This is a genomic window from Salinimonas iocasae (genome assembly GCF_006228385.1).
Taxonomy (GTDB): domain Bacteria; phylum Pseudomonadota; class Gammaproteobacteria; order Enterobacterales; family Alteromonadaceae; genus Alteromonas; species Alteromonas iocasae.
In genome coordinates this window covers 1874687-1896345 of sequence record NZ_CP039852.1, presented here as the reverse complement: position 1 = coordinate 1896345, position 21659 = coordinate 1874687, and the positions used below count along the sequence as shown (strand labels likewise).

Here is a 21659-nt window from a genome sequence, read left to right as displayed (position 1 = left end):
AGCGTTAAATTTAATGGAATCAGCAGAGAAGTTTTCTAACAGTAAAGAAGTTATCGCCTTTTTGGCGGAGCGTTTTCCACACTGTTTTTCTATCGAGGGCGAAGCACGTCCACTGAAAATTGGTATTTTTCAGGAACTGGCAACACGATTAGAAGATGACGAGCGTATCAGCAAAACCTTGCTACGCTCTACGTTAAGACATTACACCAACAGCTGGCGTTATCTGCATAGCATCAAAGAAGGTGCTTACCGTGTAGATCTTGATGGTAATCAGGATGCGCAGATTGAAAAAGAGCATGCCGATCATGCCAAGCAACAGCTGGATGAAAGCAAGGCTAAAGCCGCTGAAAAGCGTAAAGCCAAACAGCAGCAGGACGGTGAAAAACGTCCACCTCGACGTAATAACGTTAAGCCAGGTGCTACACCGGTGAAGCGCACCAATGAGACAAAAAAGGGAACTAAACCGAAATCTGGAAGACCAATGAAGACTCCCCCGGCAAAATTGTCCGAGTCCGATCTTCAAGCCGGGACCAGAGTTACGGTTAAGTTGGGCAAGGCACCGATGCCTGCCGTCATTACTGAAGTTGCCAAAGATGGCATCCATGTTCAGCTAGATACCGGGATGGTAGTAAAAGTGAATTCGGACGCTTTACGTTTGGCTGGCTCCAAGAGGTCGTAAAACATGAAAGATATCCTTCGTATTTCCATTGCCACTGCGTTTCTGACTATGGGGGTCGGCGCAGGAGCTGTCACCACGACGCCTGACGTTGATGAGTTACCCATTCTTCAGCAGGAAACTCAGCACAGCGTTGCCGCGAAAAGGGTGAGTGCACTGTTTACCAGGGCGCACTACAAGGAAATAGCGTTGGATAACGCACTGTCTGAAAAAATCTTCTCCCGCTTTCTCAAAGCACTCGACAATAACAAACAAGTATTGTTGAAGTCTGATGTTGAAAACTTCAAACGTTACCAGGACGATTTTGATGAGGCATTGACTCGCGGTAATCTTAAAGTTGCGTACGATATTTTCAATCAGGCGTCTGAACGGCGTATGCAGCGTTATGAATACGCGCTGTCGCTATTAGACGAAAAATTTGATTTTGAAAAAGCGGATGACAAATTTTATTACGACAGGGAAGACGCTAAGTGGGCGACATCAGAAAAAGAGCTGAATGAGCTGTGGCGTCAGCGTGTTAAATACGACGCTCTGAATCTGATTCTTGCGGGTAAAACGTGGGATGAAGCGAAAGAGCTTTTGACTAAGCGTTATAACCGTGCAATTAAGCGGATTAAGCAAACGCAAAGCGAAGATGTATTTCAGACAGTAATGAACAGCTTTGCCAGAAGTATTGAAGCTCACACCAGTTATCTTTCTCCGCGCAATGCCGATCGCTTCCAAATGGAAATGAATCTGTCCTTTGAGGGGATAGGCGCTGTTCTGCAAAGTGAAGAAGATTTTACTGTTATTAAAAGCATTGTACCGGGTGGCCCAGCTGATAAGTCTAAGGCGTTAAAGCCAGAAGATAAAATAATCGGTGTGGCGCAGGATGATGAAGAATTTGTAGATGTGGTCGGTTGGCGACTTGATGAGGTTGTTGACCTTATCAAAGGACCCAAAGGCTCAACTGTTAGATTACAAATCCAAAAAGGCGCCAGCGAAAGTAAAGCCATGTCGGTGGTAAATCTTACCCGCGATAAAATCAAGCTTGAAGACCGTGCTGCCAAATCAGACGTTTACGTTCCGGATAGTGGTCCGCACGAAGGTGAAAAGCTGGGCGTTATTACAATCCCGAGCTTTTACAACAACCTTCACGCCGATGTCAGCAAGGAAATTGACAAGCTTAATGCTCAGGATGTTAAAGGCATAATCGTTGATTTGCGCGGCAATGGTGGTGGCTCGTTAACAGAAGCAACACTGCTGAGTGGTCTTTTCATTGAAAAAGGTCCTGTGGTTCAAATCCGTTACGGTGAAGGCAAAGTCAGTGTGAACCGGGATACCGACGGAGAGGTTGCATATGAAGGTCCTCTTACTGTTTTGGTTGACCGTTACAGCGCTTCTGCATCAGAGATCTTTGCAGCCGCAATGCAAGATTATAACCGTGCTCTGATTATCGGAGAGCAGACCTTTGGAAAGGGAACTGTACAGCAACACCGTGGCCTGGGTCGTATCTATGACCTTTACGAGAATCCACTGGGTAGCGTACAGTTCACTATCGCTAAATTCTACCGCATAGATGGCGGTAGTACCCAACATAAGGGTGTGGTGCCGGATATTAAATATCCTTCGCCCATTGACCCGGCTGAATGGGGCGAGAGTCAGGAAGAAACAGCGTTGCCATGGGATAGTATCGATCGCGCAAATTACGCGACATTCGGTGCTGACCAAAGCGCCGTTGATGTACTGACTGCGAAGCATAATAAACGTATTATGGAAAACCCTGAGTTCAAATATATCTATGAAGATATTGAGGACTACAAAGAGAAAAAGAATCGTGATTTTATATCTTTGGTGAAGTCAGAGCGCCTTGCTGATAAGAAAGATGAAGAAGAGCAAGAATTGGCCCGGGCTAACGAGCGTTTGACCAGACTGGGCAAAGAGCCAGTTGAGTCACTTGAAGATATTCCAGACGATGTTGAGGAACTGGATCCTTTCCTGGATGAGGCGGCAAACATCACGTTTGATATGCTTAATACGGGAAAATATGCCATCAATCATAATTAGAAAATAAAAGTCAGAAAAGGCTGGTGTTGAGCCAGCCTTTTTTGTGGGCTACGCACACTCAAAACAATAATAAACAGGAACATTATCATGGCTATGCGAGGTGAATTCTCGTCGCGTATCGGCTTCATATTAGCCGCTGCGGGTTCTGCCGTCGGGTTAGGGAATATTTGGGGCTTTCCAACACAGGTTGCCAGTAATGGCGGCGCGGCATTTGTATTGGTCTACTTGCTATTGGCATTCGTTTTAGCCTATCCGGTCTTAATGGCAGAGCTCATTATCGGGCGCGCTAACCGTTCTAATATGGTAGACGCGTTAGGTAAAATCTCTAATAGCTCACTGGGACGGGCCACAGGAATCTGGGGTTGTGTGACGGTTTCACTCATACTGGCATTTTATGCCATCGTCGGTGGCTGGATGCTGGCATACTTTGCTGATGCTGGCGTATCAATGGTCGGTGCGCAGTCAGTGTCTGACTGGCTGATGGGCTTCTCGGTCCCCCGCAACATGATTTTCTGCGCAATCTTCCTCACACTCACTTCAATGATTGTACTGGGCGGCGTAAAGTCTGGCATTGAGAAGTGGTCAGTTCGCTTAATGCCCACCCTTGTTATAATCATTTTGCTACTTATTATATATGTCAGCTTTCAGCCGGGTGCCGTGGAAGGATGGAGTGCCTATCTGGTACCTGACTTCTCCAGAGTAATGGAGCCTGATTTGCTGATAAGCGCAATGGGCCAGGCCTTTTTCTCAATGTCACTGGGCGTTGGCACGATGCTGGTTTATGGTTCTTACGTAAGTAAAGAAGAAAACCTGCCATCAATAGGCGCCTCCGTTGCATTAGTGGATATAGGCGTCGCGATAATCGCTGGTATGCTTATCATTCCTTCCATGTATGTAGCATTGCACAATGGTGTAGAAATTTTCTCACCAGACGGGGCTCTGATTGAAGGTGATAAGCTTATATTTACGGTGCTGCCAGCGCTGTTTGATTCCATTGGCAGTGTTGGGTTGTTTATCTCTTTTGCCTTTTTTGCACTCATGGTTATCGCCGCTGTAACGTCTTCTATTTCCATGCTGGAAGTACCTGTCGCTTACATGGTAGAAAGCCGTGGCATCGCCAGAAATAAAGCGGTCTGGTTAATGACGGCGATTATATTTGGTTGCAGCACAATAATTATTTTAAATTTCGACAGTCTGTTTGGTCTGGTTATCGCGGCAACAACTCAGTGGAGCCAACCATTGCTAGGCCTGGTGCTGTGTATTTTTGCCGGCTGGGTATGGCGTCGTGATTCTATCCTTCAGGAACTGAAGTCTGGCAGCCCTGATGTTCAGCACACGCTTTTCTGGAAAATATGGCCCTGGTATGTACGTTTTGTCTGCCCGGTAGTCATTGCTGTCATGTTCGCACGTTCGGTGCTGTAACCCGGGATAAAGTTTGATGAATAATAAAGAAGTAAAAGCCCCATCTTTAACGGATGCCTTATTACCCGTAATCGCATTGATAATCATGATGGGCTCTGCCGTTTACCTGTTTGGCGATAGCTCTTCCTTTGGCCCCAATCAGATAGCGCTGCTGATTGGAACCGGGCTGGCTGCCATCATTGGTATGAAAAACGGCCATAAATGGAAAGACATTGAGCAGGGAATTGTAAACGGAATTTCGATGGCGCTTGGCGCATGTCTTATTCTTCTGGCTGTGGGCTCTTTAATTGGTACCTGGATGCTGGCAGGTACTGTTCCAACACTTATTTATTACGGTCTTGAGCTTCTTAATCCTTCTTTCTTCTATGCCGCAACCTGCCTGATATGCGCAGTTGTTGCGATGAGCATTGGTAGTTCATGGACAACAGCTGCGACCGTTGGTGTCGCGCTCATGGGCGTTGCATCCGGCATGGGTATGTCTGCAGCTATTGCTGCGGGCGCGGTTATATCCGGGTCATATTTTGGTGATAAAATTTCCCCCTTATCAGAAACCACGAACCTGGCGCCAGCTGTTGCAGGGACCGACTTGTTCGAACATATCCGCTATATGCTTTGGACGACGATCCCCAGTTTTATAATCGCCCTGGTCGTTTTTGTCTTTCTTGGCTTTAATGAATCTGGCGATGTAACTGCACAGCGTATTGAACAGATGCAAACGCTGTTAGCCGACTCCTTTACCCTGGGCTGGCATTTGCTTGTCCCGCTGGTTGTGTTACTGGCTCTGGCAGTAAAGAAAATGCCAGCGTTTCCTGCCGTATCTATCGGGGCGCTGCTAGGTGCACTTTGGGCTGTACTGTTCCAAAGCGATGTCGTGTTACAAATGGCGGCTGAAGGTGACGGCTCGGCAGTCGGCATGTTGAAGGTTGTCTGGCAGGCGCTATACGATGGCGTAACATTTTCCACCGGTGATGATAACCTCAACAGCCTATTGAGCCGGGGAGGAATGTCTTCGATGCTGAATACTATCTGGCTTATTATTTGTGCGATGTCTTTTGGTGCAGTGCTGGAGAAAGTTGGCCTGTTGAAACGCGGCGTTACTACCATTCTGCGCGGAGCCAAGTCAGCCGGTGATATGATCAGCCGCACAATCCTTACCTGCATCGGTACTAACCTGGTAACGGCAGATCAGTATATGGCTATTGTTATGCCGGGCCGTATGTACAAGCAGGAATTTGAAAAGCGCGGTCTGCACCAGCTTAATTTGTCCCGTAGTCTTGAGGATGGCGGGACGCTGACGTCTCCATTAATCCCATGGAATACCTGTGGAGCATATATGCAGGGCGTTCTGGGTGTGCACCCGTTTGAGTACATCTTCTATGCAGTTTTCAACGTAGTAAGCCCTGTGCTGGCCGTGATCTACGCCTACGTGGGTATCAAAATTCTTCGAATTAAACCTCCTTTTGACACAGACGCAAAGGAGTCAAACGCATAATCCGGGAGGAATAATGAGTATGCAGGCAAAAAGACGGGCGGATTATCTACCGCCCGCGTTTACTATTTCTGATGTAAAAATGGATGTGCGCTTGCATCCTACCGCTACTCGCATCACCAGCGAGCTTCAAATAACCAGAGTCTCTGACCATAGCCAGCATCTTGAACTTGATGGTGACAACTTGTCACTTGTGAGTATTAAGCTGGATGGTGAGATATTTGAAGACATAGAACAACGCGAAGACACACTGATTGTCAGGAATGTACCCGATACATTTACGCTGACCATCGTCAATGACATCGATCCCCAGAATAATAAGGCATTAGAAGGTCTTTATCTTTCTCAGAACACCTATTGCACGCAGTGTGAAGCTGAAGGATTCCGCCGTATCACCTATTATCTGGATCGCCCGGACGTACTGGCGACATTCGAAGTCACATTACATGGTGACAAGGCGCAATATCCAACGCTTCTTGCAAACGGTAACCCTGTTGCCCGTGGTGATAACGACGATGGAACTCACTGGGTCACGTGGCAGGATCCGTTTCCCAAGCCCAGCTACCTGTTTGCTCTGGTGGCAGGAGACTTCGATCTGTTAGAAGATAGCTATACCACCACAAGCGGAAAATCGGTAAAGCTTGAGTTATACGTGGATAAGGGTAAAAAATCTCGCGGTATATTTGCGCTTGAGTCACTTAAACGTGCTATGAAATGGGACGAGGATACCTTCGGTCTGGAGTACGATCTGGATATTTATATGATCGTTGCAGTGGACTTTTTCAATATGGGTGCGATGGAAAATAAAGGCCTGAACATATTTAACAGCAAATTTGTTCTGGCTGACCAGCGTAGTGCCACTGATGAAGATTTTTTCAATGTCGAATCTGTGATCGCCCACGAGTATTTTCATAACTGGACAGGTAACCGCGTAACATGCCGGGACTGGTTTCAGTTAAGCCTTAAAGAAGGCTTAACTGTATTCAGGGATCAACAGTTCAGTGCAGATATGACCAGTGAATTGAGCAACCGAATCAAACACGTCCGGGTGATGCGTGAACATCAGTTTGCTGAAGATGCCAGCGCTATGAGCCATCCTATCCGTCCTGAAGAAGTTATCGAGATGAATAACTTCTATACGGTGACAGTGTATGACAAAGGCGCTGAGGTCATTCGTATGTTCCATACCTTACTGGGGGAGGACGGCTTCAGAAAAGGGATGGATGAGTATTTCCGACGTCATGACGGACAGGCCGTAACCTGTGACGATTTTGTAGCTGCCATGCAAACCGCTACAGATATTGATCTTTCTCATTTTGCGCAGTGGTATTCACAATCTGGCACGCCTGTCATATCGCTGACAACAATGTTTGACGAACGCAAACAGGTTATGGACATCACTGTTGCCCAGCACACACCGCCCACGGCGGATCAGTCACACAAAGTACCGCTATTCATTCCTGTTGCTTTTGATTGCATCGATGAGAATGGCAAACACTACACTGATGTGGATGGAAAGATAAAAGATGGCGTGTTGCTTCTGGATGCACCGTCAACAACGCTGCATTTCACCGGGGTTGAATCGCCACTAATTCCCGTCGTTCTCGGCAATTTCTCTGCGCCAGCGAAAGTTAATAACAACCTGAGTGTAGAGCAGATGCTGCTTGTCTTTAGGTACGCCAAAGACGCTTTCAATCGCTGGGACGCGATGCAGTCTGTTTACAACTGGTGTATCGCCGAATTTGAAAAGGGGCAGGGCGAACAGATTGACGATTCAGTCTGGAATGCGCTGTCTGATGTCATTAATAATGAAGCAGATAATCATGAGCTACTCGGTGAGTGTCTGGTGATTCCGACTTTTGAAACATTGTGCCAGACTCGTCAGCGTGTGGACCCGAATAGCCTGAATTCGGCACGCTCTGCGTTTTGTGATGCATTTTCCATAAAACTGGCGTCAGTGCTCAAACGCGTTTTTGATAGTATCAGTACCGATAGCTACCAATACGACCAGCGTTCTGTGAACGCCAGACGATGCAAAAATGTGCTGCTAAATCACCTGGCGCGCACCGAGCACGGTGACAGCCTCGTCAGACAGCAATATGCAGCTGCTGATAATATGACCGATACACTTGGCGCACTGAAAGCAGCGCAGGGCAATTTGCCTGATGCGTTCGAAGCGCTAATGCAGAACTTTGAGTCTGAATGGAATGTTGATCCCCTGGTACTGGATAAGTGGTTCGGGTTGCATGCCACTACGGAAAGAGATGATATTCTCAGTCAGTTGTCGCTACTAAAACAACACCCTCAATTCACCATCAATAATCCAAACCGGGTACGTGCAGTCATGGGCAGCTTTGCCTTTTTCAATACTGCTGGCTTTCACCGCGCCGATGGCGCTGGTTATAAATATGTCACTGATTATTTACTGGAACTGGATGCAGTAAACCCGCAGGTAGCAGCCCGCGTGGTGACACCACTAACTCAGTGGCAGAACTATGCACCTGCTCATCAGTCACTAATGAAAGCTCAGCTGAATCGTTTACTTGGTCATAAGGGACTGAGTCGCGATATGTTTGAGAAAGTCTCTAAAAGTCTTGCCTTTGAGACAAGCGGTGAGCACGCATAATTATTATTTTTTCTCCCTGGCTGCGGATTATCACGAATGTGAAAAACTGTACCGCGGCCCGGGAGTAAATATCGTTCTCACTGCCGAAAGCGGGCACCGGGTTCAGGTGCCTTGCTACTCTCTGCGTCCTTTCGTCACCTCTGCGGGCTTACATGGCCGTTTTCGCTTAACGGTTAACCAGGCAAATAAACTTATCCGCTTCGAAAAAATCCGCTAATCTTTCTTTCTGATACTTTTCAGAAGCTTGCCTGTCTCTTTTAGTCAAACCTCTCTCGTAATCAAATTGTTAACTGGTACGATTAGTTCTTGCGATTCGTTGAAAATGATGTAATGATTTTGTTAATCGTTATGGTAGGTTAACCTTTCAGCGCCACCACAACGTCAACTTGGGAGAATAAAAACTATGACAACAAGGTTACGCGCATTTAAAAAGTCACCTGTCGCAGCTGGCGTAATTGCTCTGTTAGGGATTGCAGCTGTGCCTGCACAGGCTGCGAGCTGGCAGATTGGCGATGCGAGTGTCACACTCGATTCAACGTTTACGTTGGCCACGAGTATACGAGTAGAAGACAGGGATTACAGTCTGATTGGTAACAGCAACCATCCACAGTTTGACTGGTCAGGATATAACGCTGCAAGCAATGTAATATACCCAAGTGCCGACGTGTGGGCACTGTCCGGCGACGGTTCCTATTCTACAAATGGTGATTTGGGAAATCTTGCCCATGATCCGGGCGAAGCGTTTTCTACGCAAATCGCCGGTAGCCATGAGCTGGACGTAAATTTTGGTGATTACGGCTTTTTCGCCCGTGGTTTCTGGTTTTATGACTTTGAGCAAACTAGTGGCCGTACAGCTAACGAAAACCTTATCACCGGCAAACCTCAGGATTTATGTAAGGACCCTGAAGCGGAAGACCTGCTTTGTTCAGACATTCGTTTACTCGATGCATTCTTCTATGGCGACTGGTGGGTCGGCGACAAACCATTAACTGTTCGTGTTGGTCAGCAGGTAATCAGCTGGGGTGAAAGCACCTTTATTCAACACGGCATCAATACGACAAACCCGGTAGACGTCACGCGGGCTCGTGCGCCAGGTGCGGAACTTAAAGAAGTTTTCATTCCTGTAGGCATGGTTTACGCGTCTTTGGGTCTGACTCCGAACGTAAGCGTTTCTGGTTATTATCAGTATGAGTGGGAGCGTAGTTGGCTACCTGTTGCGGGTAGTTACTTTGCAACTAATGATTTTGCCGGCGAGGGTGGTCAGTTTAACAATATCCAGCTTGGCTTCAGTGGCAATCCGGATATCAATCTTGAGACCCTGCTGACGCAGCTGAATCAGCTTGGAACAGCGCTTAATAATGACGCAGACCCGGCTCAGATTTCCCAGGCTTATTTGGCTTACCCGACCAAAGTTGCTGTTCGTGGTTATTCTGATCAGGCTCATTATGATGCCGATGACCAGGGGCAATATGGTTTGCGCTTTACGTGGTTTGCTGAAGCTTTGAATGAAACGGAGTTCAGCTTCTACCATATTAATTATCACAGTCAGCGTCCGCTTATTTCAGGTGTAACTTCTGACTTCACTCAGGAAGGTATTGCACAGGATATTGCGTTCATACAGCAGAACACCATTACACGTGACAATATTACCGAGCTAGGTGCATTTACCGAATCACGTTTCTTCTATCCTGAAGACATCAAACTGTATGGCTTAAGCTTCAATACCAATATTGGAACTACCGCCCTTGCCGGTGAATTTGCTTATCGCCAGGATGAGCCGCTTCAGATTGATGATGTCGAACTGCTTTACATGGGTATGCCGGAGCAACTTGCAAATGCGGGACTACGTCCTGATTTAGCAGGTATTTCACAGCTAAATAATATTGGTCGCGATGTGGGTCCGGGTGAAACAGCGCAAGGCTTTGTCTTTTCCGACACCTGGCAGGCGCAGTTTACCGTATCACATGTATTTGGCCCGATGCTGGGCAGTGATAACTTTGTTTTACTTGGTGAAGCGGGTTATGTTGATGTAATGGACTTCCCGGATCCGAATATCATTCGCTTAAATGCACCTGGTACTGCCAGAACACCTTCACTGGAGCCAACTGAAAGTGGAAATCCACGTACCGGCTTGCACGAAGGCTTGTCTGACGGGCCAGAAGAAAACCCGTTTGCCACAGACTCTGCCTGGGGTTATCGCCTGCTGGCAGTGGCGGATTACAACAACATCATGGCAGGTGTAAACCTGCGTGCTCGCGCAACCTTTTCGCACGATGTTGACGGTACTACGCCAGACCCATTGTTCTTATTTATCGAAGACAGAAAGTCAGCCAATCTTTCACTGACCTTTGACTACCTGAACAGATGGTCAGCAACTGCGTCCTATAACACCTTCTTCGGAGGGGTAGGAACCACTAATCAGCTGTCTGATCGTGACTTTGTTTCATTCAATATCAAGTACGCAATTTAAGGGGCGCTTACTATGATTAGAAAATTAGGTTTTATTGCAGCAGCAGTTTCCCTGTCACTTGCCAGTGCCAATGTCATGGCAAAGGTGTCACAGGAAGAAGCTGACAAGCTGGGCAACGCTTTAACGCCGCTTGGTGGTGAAAAAGCCGCTAACGCTGACGGCAGTATTCCTGCCTGGTCGGGCGGTATTACAGAAGCGCCGTCAGGCTTCGAAGTGGGTGATCATCACCCTGATCCGTTTGAAGGTGACGAAGTTAAATTCACTATTACTGCTGACAACTATAAAGAGTATGCAGAGTTTCTGTCTGAAGGTCAGATAAAGCTTTTTGAAGCCTATCCAGAAACCTTTGAAATGCCTGTATATGAAACACGCCGCTCAGCGTCAAACCCACAGTCTGTGTACGAAGCAACGAAAGAAAATGCAACACGTGCAGAATTGATTGAAGGCGGTAACGGTCTGAAAGGCGCGGTAATGGGGATACCATTCCCGGTTCCACAGAACGGTCTTGAAGCTATCTGGAACCACATCTTACGTTATCGTGGTGAGGCAGTTCAGCGCTACGGCGGCCAGGCGGCTGTGACATCATCGGGTGACTACAACGTTATCGGTTTTGATGAGCAACTGCTGATTAAATATGCCCAGCCTGAGATGACGCCTGAAGAACTACTGGAAGACAATATTCTGTTTATGTTTAAACAGAAGGTCACAAAGCCAGCACGACTAGCAGGTACAGCACTACTGGTACATGAAACAGTAGATCAGATTAAAGAACCCCGTCGTGCATGGACATACAACACCGGTCAGCGTCGTGTGAGAGCTGCACCTAACATTGCCTATGACACGCCTGGAACAGCGGCGGATGGCCTGAGAACAACAGACGATTTCGATATGTTCAACGGCTCACCTAACCGCTATAACTGGGAGCTGAAAGGTAAGAAAGAAATGTATGTTGCTTATAACAACTATAAGTTGCATAGCGACGATGTTTCTTATTCAGATATTCTGACGCCTAACCATATCAACCCTGACCTGACACGTTGGGAAAAACACCGTGTTTGGGTTGTTGAAGCGACGCTGAAAGATGGATTCCGTCACGTGTATCAAAAACGCGTTTTCTTCATTGATGAAGATAGTTGGCAAATTCAGGTTGCAGATATGTATGACAACCGTGGTGAGTTGTACCGTGTAGCATTCGCTTATGGCGTAAACTACTACGATGTACCTACCCAATGGTCAACCCTGGACGTTTATCATGATCTGAACTCTCGTCGTTATCTTGCCATCGGCCTTGATAACGAAGAACAGATTTACGATTTTTCAATCCGTCCGCGTGATGTTGAGTTCACACCACAAGCCCTTCGTCGCGAAGGCATGCGTTAAAACCTGTTAAGCAACCGCGCCTGCGGTTGCTTTTTCACTTCTATTTCAGGAAGTTTCTCCTATGAAAAAACCACTGGCAGCATTTGCTGCGCTGGCATTCAGTACTGCTATTTCCGCTCAGGATGCGTATCAGGCGCCATTAGTTGAGCAGTCGTTATTATTAGATATAACGGCAGATGAGCAGGTTGTCATGGTGGGTGAGCGCGGACATATCTTGCTCTCCTCTGATGGCGAAACCTACACACAGGCTGACGTACCTACGACTGCAACCCTCACAGCAGTGGCAACGATAGACGACCACATATGGGCTGCCGGTCACGACGCCACCATTATTCATTCGGCAGATAATGGCAGCACCTGGGAAATTCAGTTTGAAGCTCCGGACAAACAGCGACCATTTCTAGATATCGTTTTTTTTGATAAGCAGCACGGGATAGCTGTTGGCGCTTACGGAATGTTTTACAGAACCCGGGACGGTGGCGCCAACTGGTCATCAGAACTTCACGCTTCGTTACTCGACCCTTATGACAGAGAGTATCTTGAAGATGTAAAGGAAGAAGATCCTGATTTCTATGAGCAGGAGCTAAACTCCATACTTCCTCATATTAATCGTGTAACCCAGGTTGGAAACAAACTGTATCTGGCCGGCGAGGCTGGCACGCTTGCCCACAGCTCGGACTTTGGTCAAAACTGGCAACGGTTTGAAGTCGATTATACCGGTTCATTTTTTGACATAAAGCCACTGGATGATTCCACATTATTGACCGTAGGGTTGCGCGGTAACATCTTTGTAATGCGTGGGAATGAAAACTGGGAGTACGTAAAAACCTGCTCAACCAGTACGCTGAATTCTATTTATCTTAAGAACGCTAAGACGGTATATGCATTGGGTAATAATGGCATGGTCGTTTCATTGTCGAGGCCGTTACCCGTCAGTGAACATGATCCGTACGCAAACCCTGCAGACTGCAAACCTGCCAAAGGCGTGTCGGTCAGACAAGTAGCTAACAAGGCTGCTATCGTCAATGCCGAAGCGTTTAATGATAAAGTCATTGCTGTTACAGCTAATGGTATCGAACAACTAAATTTACAATAAGAAGCTGTTATGTCGGGTATTACCAACTTTTTTGAAAGGCTGATTTTCTCAAATCGAATCGTTGTCATCGCCTTGTTCGCCATCGCTACACTATTTTTGGGGTATCAATCCACTCAAATTCGTCTTGATGCTGGGTTTGAGAAGAACATCCCCCTCAATCACGAATATATGCAAACTTATATGCAGCACCGTAAAGATTTTGGTGGTGCCAACAGCGTGTATGTTTCGGTGTGTGATGAAACGGGGAACATTTTTAACCCGGAGTTCTTCGATACACTTAAAAATGTGCATGACCAACTGTTTTTCATCAATGGTGTAGACCGTTCGTTGGTAGTTTCGCTGTTTTCACCCTCAACCCGATTTACTGAAATTGTAGAGGGTGGTTTCGCAGGCGGCCCGGTTATACCAGCCGATTTTGATGCTAAAAACCCGGCAGCTTTAGATAAAGTCGCAGCGAACATTGAGAAAGCCAATATTGTAGGCCGTCAGGTATCAAATGATTACAGCTGTGCGATGGTGACGGCCCAATTGCTGGAACTTGATCCTGAAACTGGTGAGCCACTTGATACACTTGCCCTGGCAGGCCAGTTAGAAGAAAAGCTGCGCGGTCAGTTTGAAAACGACCGAATTTCCATACACGTTATCGGCTTTGCCAAAATGATTGGCGATGTAGCAGATGGCGCTAAAGATGTTGTACTGTTTTTTGCTATTGCGTTAGCGATTACCGCTATCATGGTGTACTTCTTCTCCAGAAGTATCATGCTAACTGTTTTACCTCTTACCTGTTCTTTTATCGCTGTCGTATGGCAAATGGGCCTGCTATCAGTACTCGGCTTTGGCATCGACCCGATGTCTATCTTAGTGCCTTTCCTGGTGTTCGCTATTGGAGTTTCCCACGGTGTTCAGATGATTAACGCCGTAGAGAAAAAGGCGATAGGCGGGGCCGGCGCAAAACATGCCGCGATGTTTGCATTCAGAAGTTTGCTGATTCCAGGTGGTATTGCATTGTTGTCTGATACTGTCGGTTTCATGACCCTGCTGGTTATCGATATCGGTATTATCAGAGAACTTGCCATCACCGCCAGTATCGGTGTGGCTGTAATTATTCTGACAAACCTTATTCTGTTGCCAGTGCTGATGAGCTTTTTGAAGCTTGATCACAAGTATGTGGCCAAGTTTGAGGGCAAAGAAGCGCATTCACTACGCTTCTGGCAGTTCGTTTCTAAGTGTTCACATAAAAAAGCGGCTTACAGTATCCTGGTAATAACTGCGCTATTGCTGGTCTTTGGCTTTTATCAGTCGCAACAGATGAAAATTGGCGATCTCCATGCCGGCGCACCCGCGTTGCATGAATCTTCAAGATACAACCAGGATACCTTCCTGATTACCGATAGATACGAGGTCACCGTAGACTACTTGTCTGTATTAGTAGAAACCAGTGGCGATGCCTGTACCAGTTACGATGTCATGCGCTCAATAGATGATTTTCAGTGGAAGATGGAAAATGTGCCGGGCGTTCAGTCTGCGGCATCCCTTGCTTCCATTGCCAAAGTTGTTAATGCGGGCTACAACGAAGGTAACGTGAAGTGGCAGGTGCTGCCACGAAACCAGCAAACACTGGTTCAGGCAATTGCCAGAGTGCCTACATCTTCCGGTCTGCTTAACGGCGACTGTTCTGTAATGCCTGTTATTTTATTTATGCAGGACCATAAGGCAGAAACAATTACACGCGTTGTGGAAGCGGTGAAAGACTATCGTGAACAATACGAGACTGACGATTTGAAATTTAGCCTCGCTTCTGGCCCTGTGGGTGTAATGGCTGCAACAAACGAAGCGGTGAAATCGGCTCAGCTACCAATGATGGGTTATGTATTCGGCGCGGTAATTCTGTTGTGTTTGCTGTCGTTCCGCTCATTGCGCTCAACGCTCTCTGTTGTTATTCCGCTCTACGTTGTATCTGTACTGGCTCAGGCGCTGATGACGTTTTTAGAAATCGGCCTGACGGTTTCTACGCTACCCGTTATTGCACTGGGCGTAGGCATCGGTGTGGATTATGGTATTTATATCCTGTCTACCATGAACTACCGGCTTAAGCAGGGCGACAGTGTGCAGCAGGCGTATCTGGCTGCATTGCGTGAGCGTGGTAGTGCAGTTCTTTTCACCGGTATTACGTTAGCAGTTGGTGTCAGTACCTGGGTGTTCTCGTCACTTAAGTTCCAGATGGACATGGGAATTTTGCTAACCTTTATGTTCCTGGTGAACATGTTGGGCGCAATCATCGTATTACCGGCACTGGCCAGGGTGCTTTGGTTTAAGCGTAACGAAGACTAGACACCGTAAAGCAAAATTATTTTTGCATAGGTAAGCACTTTTAAGGCCCGTTAGGGCCTTTTTTATAGGTGTTTCGTGCATACTTATCTATGCTGTTAATTTAACGTTAAAACAGGTCTTTCAATGCGCGCTTGTTTTAGCGAAAATGGTCAAGGTTTTTCCGCACTTACGACAAACTTAAGGTTTATACATGACAGTCACCACCAAGCGACACTCTGTACTTCTTGATAACGTTTTTTCGCTGATAGATAAAAAGGTGGATGCGAACCAACAGGCGCTGGTGAAACAGTTCGGTCAGCTTCTTTATAAAAATATATCCAACGAAGATCTGGAGCACCGTAACGACAGCGACCTCTATGGCGCCACACTCAGTCTTTGGAATATTCTCTATGATTTTGATGAGAATAAACCCTACATAAAAGTTTTTAACCCAGAAATAGCCAAACACGGCTGGCACTCCAGCCACACTATCGTTGAGATAGTGGTAAAAGACATGCCATTTCTTGTTGATTCTGTGCGTATGTCTCTGAATCGCATGGGTATCACGGCTCATCTGTTGTTGCATAGCCCGATAGGCCTGAAGCGCGACAAAGATAACCAGATAGTTGAGTTCATGGAGCCGGGGGCTAACGGCAAAGATACCCAGAAAGAAACGGTATTATTTATCGAAATTGATCGCCAGACTTCACGTAAGGAAGTTGAGGCGCTAACTAAAGAATTACACTCGGTTGTGGATGAAGTCTCTCTGGCCGTGAATGACTGGCAGGAAATGGCCAATCAGTTACAGGCCGTAAAAGACGATACTGGTAAGCTTAACTGGCCAACCAATAAAACCGGCGAGAAAAAAATTAAGCAGTTTCTCGACTGGCTGGCTGACCATAATTTCACCATGATGGGCTACCGCTATTATAATGTGAAAGCTATCGAAGGTGACCATCGCTGGATCCCGGATAACGACAGTAGTCTGGGTTTGATGAAAAACTCAATTAGCGAACGCGAAAGACTATTGTCCAAACTACCGGCATCTGCTCGCGAAGAAGCGCTCAGCGACTCTCCATTGATGCTGACGAAAACCAATACACGCTCTCGCGTACATCGTCCTGCTTACATGGACTATGTGGGTATAAAAGTTTACAACAAGAGCGGTCAGGTTGTAGGTGAACACCGTTTCTTAGGACTTTACTCTGCATCATTTTATAACGCCAGCGTAACGCAGCTTCCGATTTTACGCGAAAAGATCCAGGAGATTTGCGACCTGAGTGGTTTCGAGCCAGGCACTCATGCTTATAAAGCGTTTGTGAATATCGTCGAAACGTACCCAAGAGATGAATTACTGCAAACTCCTGCGGAAGAGCTAAAACAAATCGTCATGGGCATCTTTCAGATGCAAGAGCGCGGCATTACCCGGTTGTTTATCCGAAAAGACATTTTCGGCCGCTTTTTCTCCTGTATGGTGTTTGTCCCCAGAGAGCGGTACAACACGCAACTTCGAAAAGAAACGCAGGCGCTGCTTAAAGAGTCACTGGGCGCTACCGAAGAGGTCGAATTTACTACATTCTTCTCAGAGTCTGTTTATGCCAGAACCCATTACATAGCCCGGGTAGAAGACAACAATGCGGAATATGATGTGAAAGAAATTGAACAGAATATTATTGAGCTGACCAAAACCTGGAACGACAGGCTGGCATCAGCAATCAGTCAGGCCCACGGCGAGGCGACCGGCAAGGCACTTGAACGAAAGTACAACAATGCGTTTAGTCGCAGCTACATGGAGCAAAATCTGCCCAGCGCGGCACTGGTCGATATTGGCAAACTTGAGTCGCTGGACGACGAACATAAGCTCGATATGCTGTTTTATCGTCCGCAGGAAGAAGGCAAAGACAGTGACATTGTTAAGCTAAAGCTGTTTCACAAAGCTGAGCCAATTCACTTATCAGATGTTCTGCCGATGCTTGAGAATTTCGGGCTTCGCGTCATTGATGAGAGCCCATTTAAAATTACCTGCTCAGAAGGCGAGTTGAACTATGTCATGGATTTCACCATGCTACATAAAGCGGGTGATAAGCTGGACATGGAAAAAGCACAAAGCCTGTTCCAGAATGCGTTTGCAAAAGTATGGGCTAAGCTGCTGGAAGACGATGCGTTCAATCGCCTTGTATTAGGCGCAGGGTTAACAGGCCGTAAGGTTACCATCTTACGGGCGTATGCGAAGTATATGCGTCAGACAGGCAGCTCTTTCAGCCGCGACTATATCGCTAATACGCTGTCTAACTATCCGCAGATTGCCAAGCACCTTGTTACCTATTTCGAACTTCGCTACAACCCTAATAAAAAGCGCACTAAAAAGCGCGAAGAAACCGTACTTAACGAAATTAAGTCGCAGCTCGATAATGTAGGCAACCTGGATGACGACCGCATTATCCGTCGTTATCTGGATATGATGCAGGCCACACTTCGTACCAACTTCTACCAGAATGATGAAGAGGGTAACGAGAAGCCTTATGTATCATTTAAAATGGCACCTGAAAAAATTCCTGAAATGCCATTGCCGCTTCCTAAATTTGAGATATTTGTTTACTCGCCAAAAGTTGAAGGTGTACACCTTCGTGGCGGTAAAGTAGCTCGCGGTGGTTTGCGCTGGTCAGATCGTCAGGAGGATTTCAGAACTGAGATTTTAGGTCTGGTTAAAGCGCAGCAGGTTAAAAATACCGTAATCGTTCCCGTGGGTGCGAAAGGTGGCTTTGTCTGTAAGGATTTACCCGCCGGCGCAAGCCGCGAGGTGATTCAGGCGGAAGGGCAGGCGTGTTATCGCACCTTTATCAGAAGCTTGCTGGATATCACAGATAACATTGTTAATGGTGAAATAGTTCCGCCAGAACAAGTGGTCCGCCTCGACGATGATGACCCTTACTTGGTTGTTGCGGCAGATAAAGGGACTGCTACGTTCTCCGATATTGCCAATGGTATTTCTGATGAATATAACTTCTGGCTAGGAGATGCGTTCGCGTCCGGTGGCAGTATAGGTTATGACCACAAGAAAATGGGTATAACCGCTCGTGGCGCGTGGGAATCTGTTAAACGCCATTTCCGTGAGATTGGTATTGACTGTCAGACAACGGAATTCAGCTGTGTTGGTATCGGCGATATGGCTGGTGACGTATTTGGTAACGGCATGCTCTTGTCAAAACACACCAAGCTGATTTCTGCATTTAATCACCTGCACATTTTCTTCGACCCTGAGCCGGATGTAGCGAAAAGCTACGAGGAGCGTCAGCGCCTGTTCGAAAATCCGCGTTTATCCTGGGATGATTACAATAAAGACCTAATCTCCAAAGGTGGTGGCGTTTTCAGTCGTGCAGATAAATCTATCAAGCTGACGCCAGAGATGAAAAAGTGTCTGGGTACCCGTCAGATGACGATGACGCCAAACGAGCTTATTCACAACATTTTGAAGATGCCAGTTGACCTTATCTGGAACGGCGGTATCGGTACGTATGTGAAAAGTAAGAAGGAATCCCATGCCGAAGTGGGTGACCGGGCGAACGATGACCTTCGGGTAAACGGACGCGACGTACAGGCTAAAATTGTGGGCGAGGGCGGTAACCTGGGCCTTACCCAACTTGGCCGTATTGAGTACGCTGCCAATGGCGGCAGAGTCAATACTGACTTTATTGATAATGTGGGCGGTGTGGACTGTTCCGATAATGAGGTCAATATCAAGATCCTGCTGAACAGCCTGGTTAATAATGGCGATCTGACTACTAAGCAGCGCAATAATCTTCTTTATGAAATGACTGATGATGTCGCACAACTGGTGCTTGAGGATTGCTACCGCCAGACGCAGTCTATTTCTATTACCGAGCGTGCAGGAAACTCAGCCCTCAAAGAACAGTTACGATTTATCCATGGCCTGGAACGTGAAGGACGCCTGAACCGTGAGCTGGAGTTTATTCCATCTGACGATGAGATCTCTGATCGCGTCGCCGAAGATAAAGGTCTGACGCGCCCTGAACTAAGCGTTCTGATTGCCTATGGCAAGATGGTGTTAAAAGATGAACTGAACATTCCAGCGATCACAGAAAACCCTTATCATGAGAAACTTTTGGTAGAGGCGTTTCCTTCTGTACTTCGCGATAAGTTTCAGTCGCAGATGGAACAACACCCGCTACGCGGTGAAATCATTGCCACTAAGCTAACTAACAATATGCTTAATGATATGGGACTGAATTTCGTGTTCCGTATGCAGGAAGAAACAGGCGCAACGGTCGACGAAATTGCGAACGCATACAGTATCGTAAAAGGCATTTTTGATATTGGTCCATTGTGGCGTCGTATCGAGCAGCTGGACACAGCCATAGACGCTGACCTACAGCTGAAAATGCTTGAAGAAGCGCGCCGTATCATGCGCCGTACAGCTCGCTGGTATATTCGCCATGGTAACCAGTCGCTTGGTATTCAGGAAGCTATCGATGCGTACCGTGGTACATGCGAAGATCTGCGTAAGAACCTTGAGCAGTATCTGGTTGAAGATGAATTCGCTATGCTTACCAAACATACCGAGTCACTGACCAAGAAAGGGGTACCGGACGACATTGCCTATCAGGTAGCAAGCTTCTCTAACCTGTTCTCTAGCCTGGACATTGCGCAGATTGATGAGTCTGACGACCATGACACCTCAGTTATTGCGAAACTGTACTTCCAGTTAGGCAATCAGCTGGAACTGCACTGGTTCCTCGACCAGATTAATAATCAGGCGGTAAGCAACCACTGGCAGGCTCTGGCACGTGCGTCATATCGAGAAGAGCTGGACTGGCAACAGCGCTCTATCACCGCTAACTTGCTGCAAAGCAGACCTGATGCAACCGATGCTGATAACATTCTGTCGAGCTGGATGGATAATAATCAAGCATTACTGAAGCGTTGGTATCACATGATGTCAGAGTTTAAGACCAGCTCTGCACATGACTTTGCGAAGTTTTCAGTCGCATTACGTGAATTGATGCTTTTAAGCGTGAAGTCTAACCATTAGAATAGCGCTATTCGACGAAACAAAGCCCTGTCTGACAGGGCTTTTTTATAGCTTATAGTGATATGCTGACCATTGCCCAAAACCTGCTTCTTAAATGCGATCCCGAAAAAAGTCATGATTTCGCCCTGAAATGGCTAAAGCGAACCCAACATACCCCGGCTAAATGGTTGTACAGCCAACCCGTTGTGGATAAGCCGGTAACTGTGGCGGGTGTAACGTTTCCAAATCCGATAGGACTTGCAGCGGGACTGGATAAAAATGGCGATTGCATAGATGCTTTTGCGGCAATGGGATTTGGTTTTATCGAGATAGGCACCGTCACACCCCGCCCACAGCCGGGCAATCCAAAGCCCCGTTTATTTCGCATTGAAGAAAAACAAGCGATTATTAACCGGATGGGTTTTAATAATAAAGGTGTCGACTATCTGGTCGAAAACGTTAAGAAGGCAAATTTCAAAGGCGTTATCGGTATTAATATCGGTAAGAACAAAGATACCGAAGAAGCGCATGCTTTGGATGATTACCTCATTTGCCTTAACAAAGTTTACCCTTATGCCAGTTATGTCACCGTTAACATTTCCTCACCCAATACCCCGGGTTTGCGCAACCTTCAATATGGTGATGCGCTGGACGCTTTGCTGAAAGGCTTAAAAGCGGCGCAGGAAAAGCTCACTGAAACTCACGGTCGTTACGTGCCGTTGTTTATCAAGATTGCGCCGGATCTTTCTGAACAGGAAATATCAAGTATCGCTGCATCACTGCTAAAAGCGAAGATGGATGGGGTAATTGCAACCAACACCACACTGAGCAGGGATGCGGTAGAAGGACTTGATCACGCCGAGGAGTCCGGAGGCTTAAGCGGCGCGGTATTAACTCAGCAAGCTGAATGGGTTACACAACGCTTATCTGAAGCGTTAGGCAGGGAAATTCCGATTATCGGCGTAGGCGGTATTGATAGTGCAAAAGCAGCACAGGACCGATTAAATGCCGGCGCGTCCCTTGTACAGGTTTATTCTGCGTTTATTTATCAGGGCCCCGCGCTGATAAAGTCTATCGCCCGCGCAATCTAGTTTACAGCCGGCCCGAGTCGGCGA

At 47.0% G+C, this 21659-nt stretch carries 12 protein-coding genes; all 12 read left to right on the top strand.

The features are described 5' to 3' along the window. The first annotated feature begins 13 nt into the window (after positions 1–13). Positions 14–679, top strand: a complete 666-nt coding sequence (gene proQ / locus FBQ74_RS08300; protein ID WP_139756231.1) for an RNA chaperone ProQ — start codon at positions 14–16, stop codon at positions 677–679. Positions 680–682: 3 nt separating this feature from the next. Beyond that, positions 683–2722: a carboxy terminal-processing peptidase gene (gene prc / locus FBQ74_RS08295; RefSeq protein ID WP_139756230.1), complete on the top strand. Its 2040-nt coding sequence runs from the start codon at positions 683–685 to the stop codon at positions 2720–2722. Positions 2723–2809: 87 nt separating this feature from the next. Beyond that, positions 2810–4144 (top strand): sodium-dependent transporter, encoded by a 1335-nt coding sequence (locus FBQ74_RS08290; RefSeq protein ID WP_139756229.1) that lies wholly within the window; start codon positions 2810–2812, stop codon positions 4142–4144. Between the two features lie 16 nt (positions 4145–4160). Beyond that, the gene (gene nhaC / locus FBQ74_RS08285) at positions 4161–5636 is read left to right on the top strand and encodes a Na+/H+ antiporter NhaC (protein ID WP_139756228.1); all 1476 of its coding nucleotides are present in this window, start codon (positions 4161–4163) and stop codon (positions 5634–5636) included. Between the two features lie 13 nt (positions 5637–5649). After that, positions 5650–8259 (top strand): aminopeptidase N, encoded by a 2610-nt coding sequence (gene pepN / locus FBQ74_RS08280; protein ID WP_139756227.1) that lies wholly within the window; start codon positions 5650–5652, stop codon positions 8257–8259. Next, positions 8246–8476, top strand: coding sequence for a DUF2835 family protein (locus FBQ74_RS08275; RefSeq protein ID WP_139756226.1), 231 nt, complete (start codon positions 8246–8248; stop codon positions 8474–8476). Before pepN ends, FBQ74_RS08275 begins: the two co-directional genes overlap by 14 nt. Positions 8477–8662: 186 nt before the next feature. Beyond that, positions 8663–10729 (top strand): DUF1302 domain-containing protein, encoded by a 2067-nt coding sequence (locus FBQ74_RS08270; protein ID WP_139756225.1) that lies wholly within the window; start codon positions 8663–8665, stop codon positions 10727–10729. Positions 10730–10741: 12 nt separating this feature from the next. After that, positions 10742–12109 (top strand): DUF1329 domain-containing protein, encoded by a 1368-nt coding sequence (locus tag FBQ74_RS08265; protein WP_139756224.1) that lies wholly within the window; start codon positions 10742–10744, stop codon positions 12107–12109. A 61-nt stretch (positions 12110–12170) separates the two neighbouring features. After that, on the top strand, positions 12171–13205 hold the full coding sequence (locus FBQ74_RS08260) for a WD40/YVTN/BNR-like repeat-containing protein (protein ID WP_139756223.1): 1035 nt from the start codon (positions 12171–12173) through the stop codon (positions 13203–13205). Positions 13206–13214: 9 nt separating this feature from the next. Continuing rightward, positions 13215–15536, top strand: a complete 2322-nt coding sequence (locus FBQ74_RS08255) for an efflux RND transporter permease subunit (RefSeq protein ID WP_139756222.1) — start codon at positions 13215–13217, stop codon at positions 15534–15536. A 190-nt stretch (positions 15537–15726) separates the two neighbouring features. After that, the gene (locus FBQ74_RS08250) at positions 15727–20565 is read left to right on the top strand and encodes an NAD-glutamate dehydrogenase (protein ID WP_139756221.1); all 4839 of its coding nucleotides are present in this window, start codon (positions 15727–15729) and stop codon (positions 20563–20565) included. 62 nt (positions 20566–20627) lie between these two features. After that, positions 20628–21635, top strand: a complete 1008-nt coding sequence (gene pyrD, locus FBQ74_RS08245; RefSeq protein WP_139756220.1) for a quinone-dependent dihydroorotate dehydrogenase — start codon at positions 20628–20630, stop codon at positions 21633–21635. Positions 21636–21659: the final 24 nt, after the last annotated feature.

What these genes read in the sequence shown, in the direction of transcription:
- proQ (WP_139756231.1), top strand. Translation starts at nt 14, where the DNA reads ATGGAATCAGCAGAGAAGTTTTCTAACAGTAAAGAAGTTATCGCCTTT.
- prc (WP_139756230.1), top strand. Translation starts at nt 683, where the DNA reads ATGAAAGATATCCTTCGTATTTCCATTGCCACTGCGTTTCTGACTATG.
- FBQ74_RS08290 (WP_139756229.1), top strand. Translation starts at nt 2,810, where the DNA reads ATGGCTATGCGAGGTGAATTCTCGTCGCGTATCGGCTTCATATTAGCC.
- nhaC (WP_139756228.1), top strand. Translation starts at nt 4,161, where the DNA reads ATGAATAATAAAGAAGTAAAAGCCCCATCTTTAACGGATGCCTTATTA.
- pepN (WP_139756227.1), top strand. Translation starts at nt 5,650, where the DNA reads ATGAGTATGCAGGCAAAAAGACGGGCGGATTATCTACCGCCCGCGTTT.
- FBQ74_RS08270 (WP_139756225.1), top strand. Translation starts at nt 8,663, where the DNA reads ATGACAACAAGGTTACGCGCATTTAAAAAGTCACCTGTCGCAGCTGGC.
- FBQ74_RS08265 (WP_139756224.1), top strand. Translation starts at nt 10,742, where the DNA reads ATGATTAGAAAATTAGGTTTTATTGCAGCAGCAGTTTCCCTGTCACTT.
- FBQ74_RS08260 (WP_139756223.1), top strand. Translation starts at nt 12,171, where the DNA reads ATGAAAAAACCACTGGCAGCATTTGCTGCGCTGGCATTCAGTACTGCT.
- FBQ74_RS08255 (WP_139756222.1), top strand. Translation starts at nt 13,215, where the DNA reads ATGTCGGGTATTACCAACTTTTTTGAAAGGCTGATTTTCTCAAATCGA.
- FBQ74_RS08250 (WP_139756221.1), top strand. Translation starts at nt 15,727, where the DNA reads ATGACAGTCACCACCAAGCGACACTCTGTACTTCTTGATAACGTTTTT.
- pyrD (WP_139756220.1), top strand. Translation starts at nt 20,628, where the DNA reads ATGCTGACCATTGCCCAAAACCTGCTTCTTAAATGCGATCCCGAAAAA.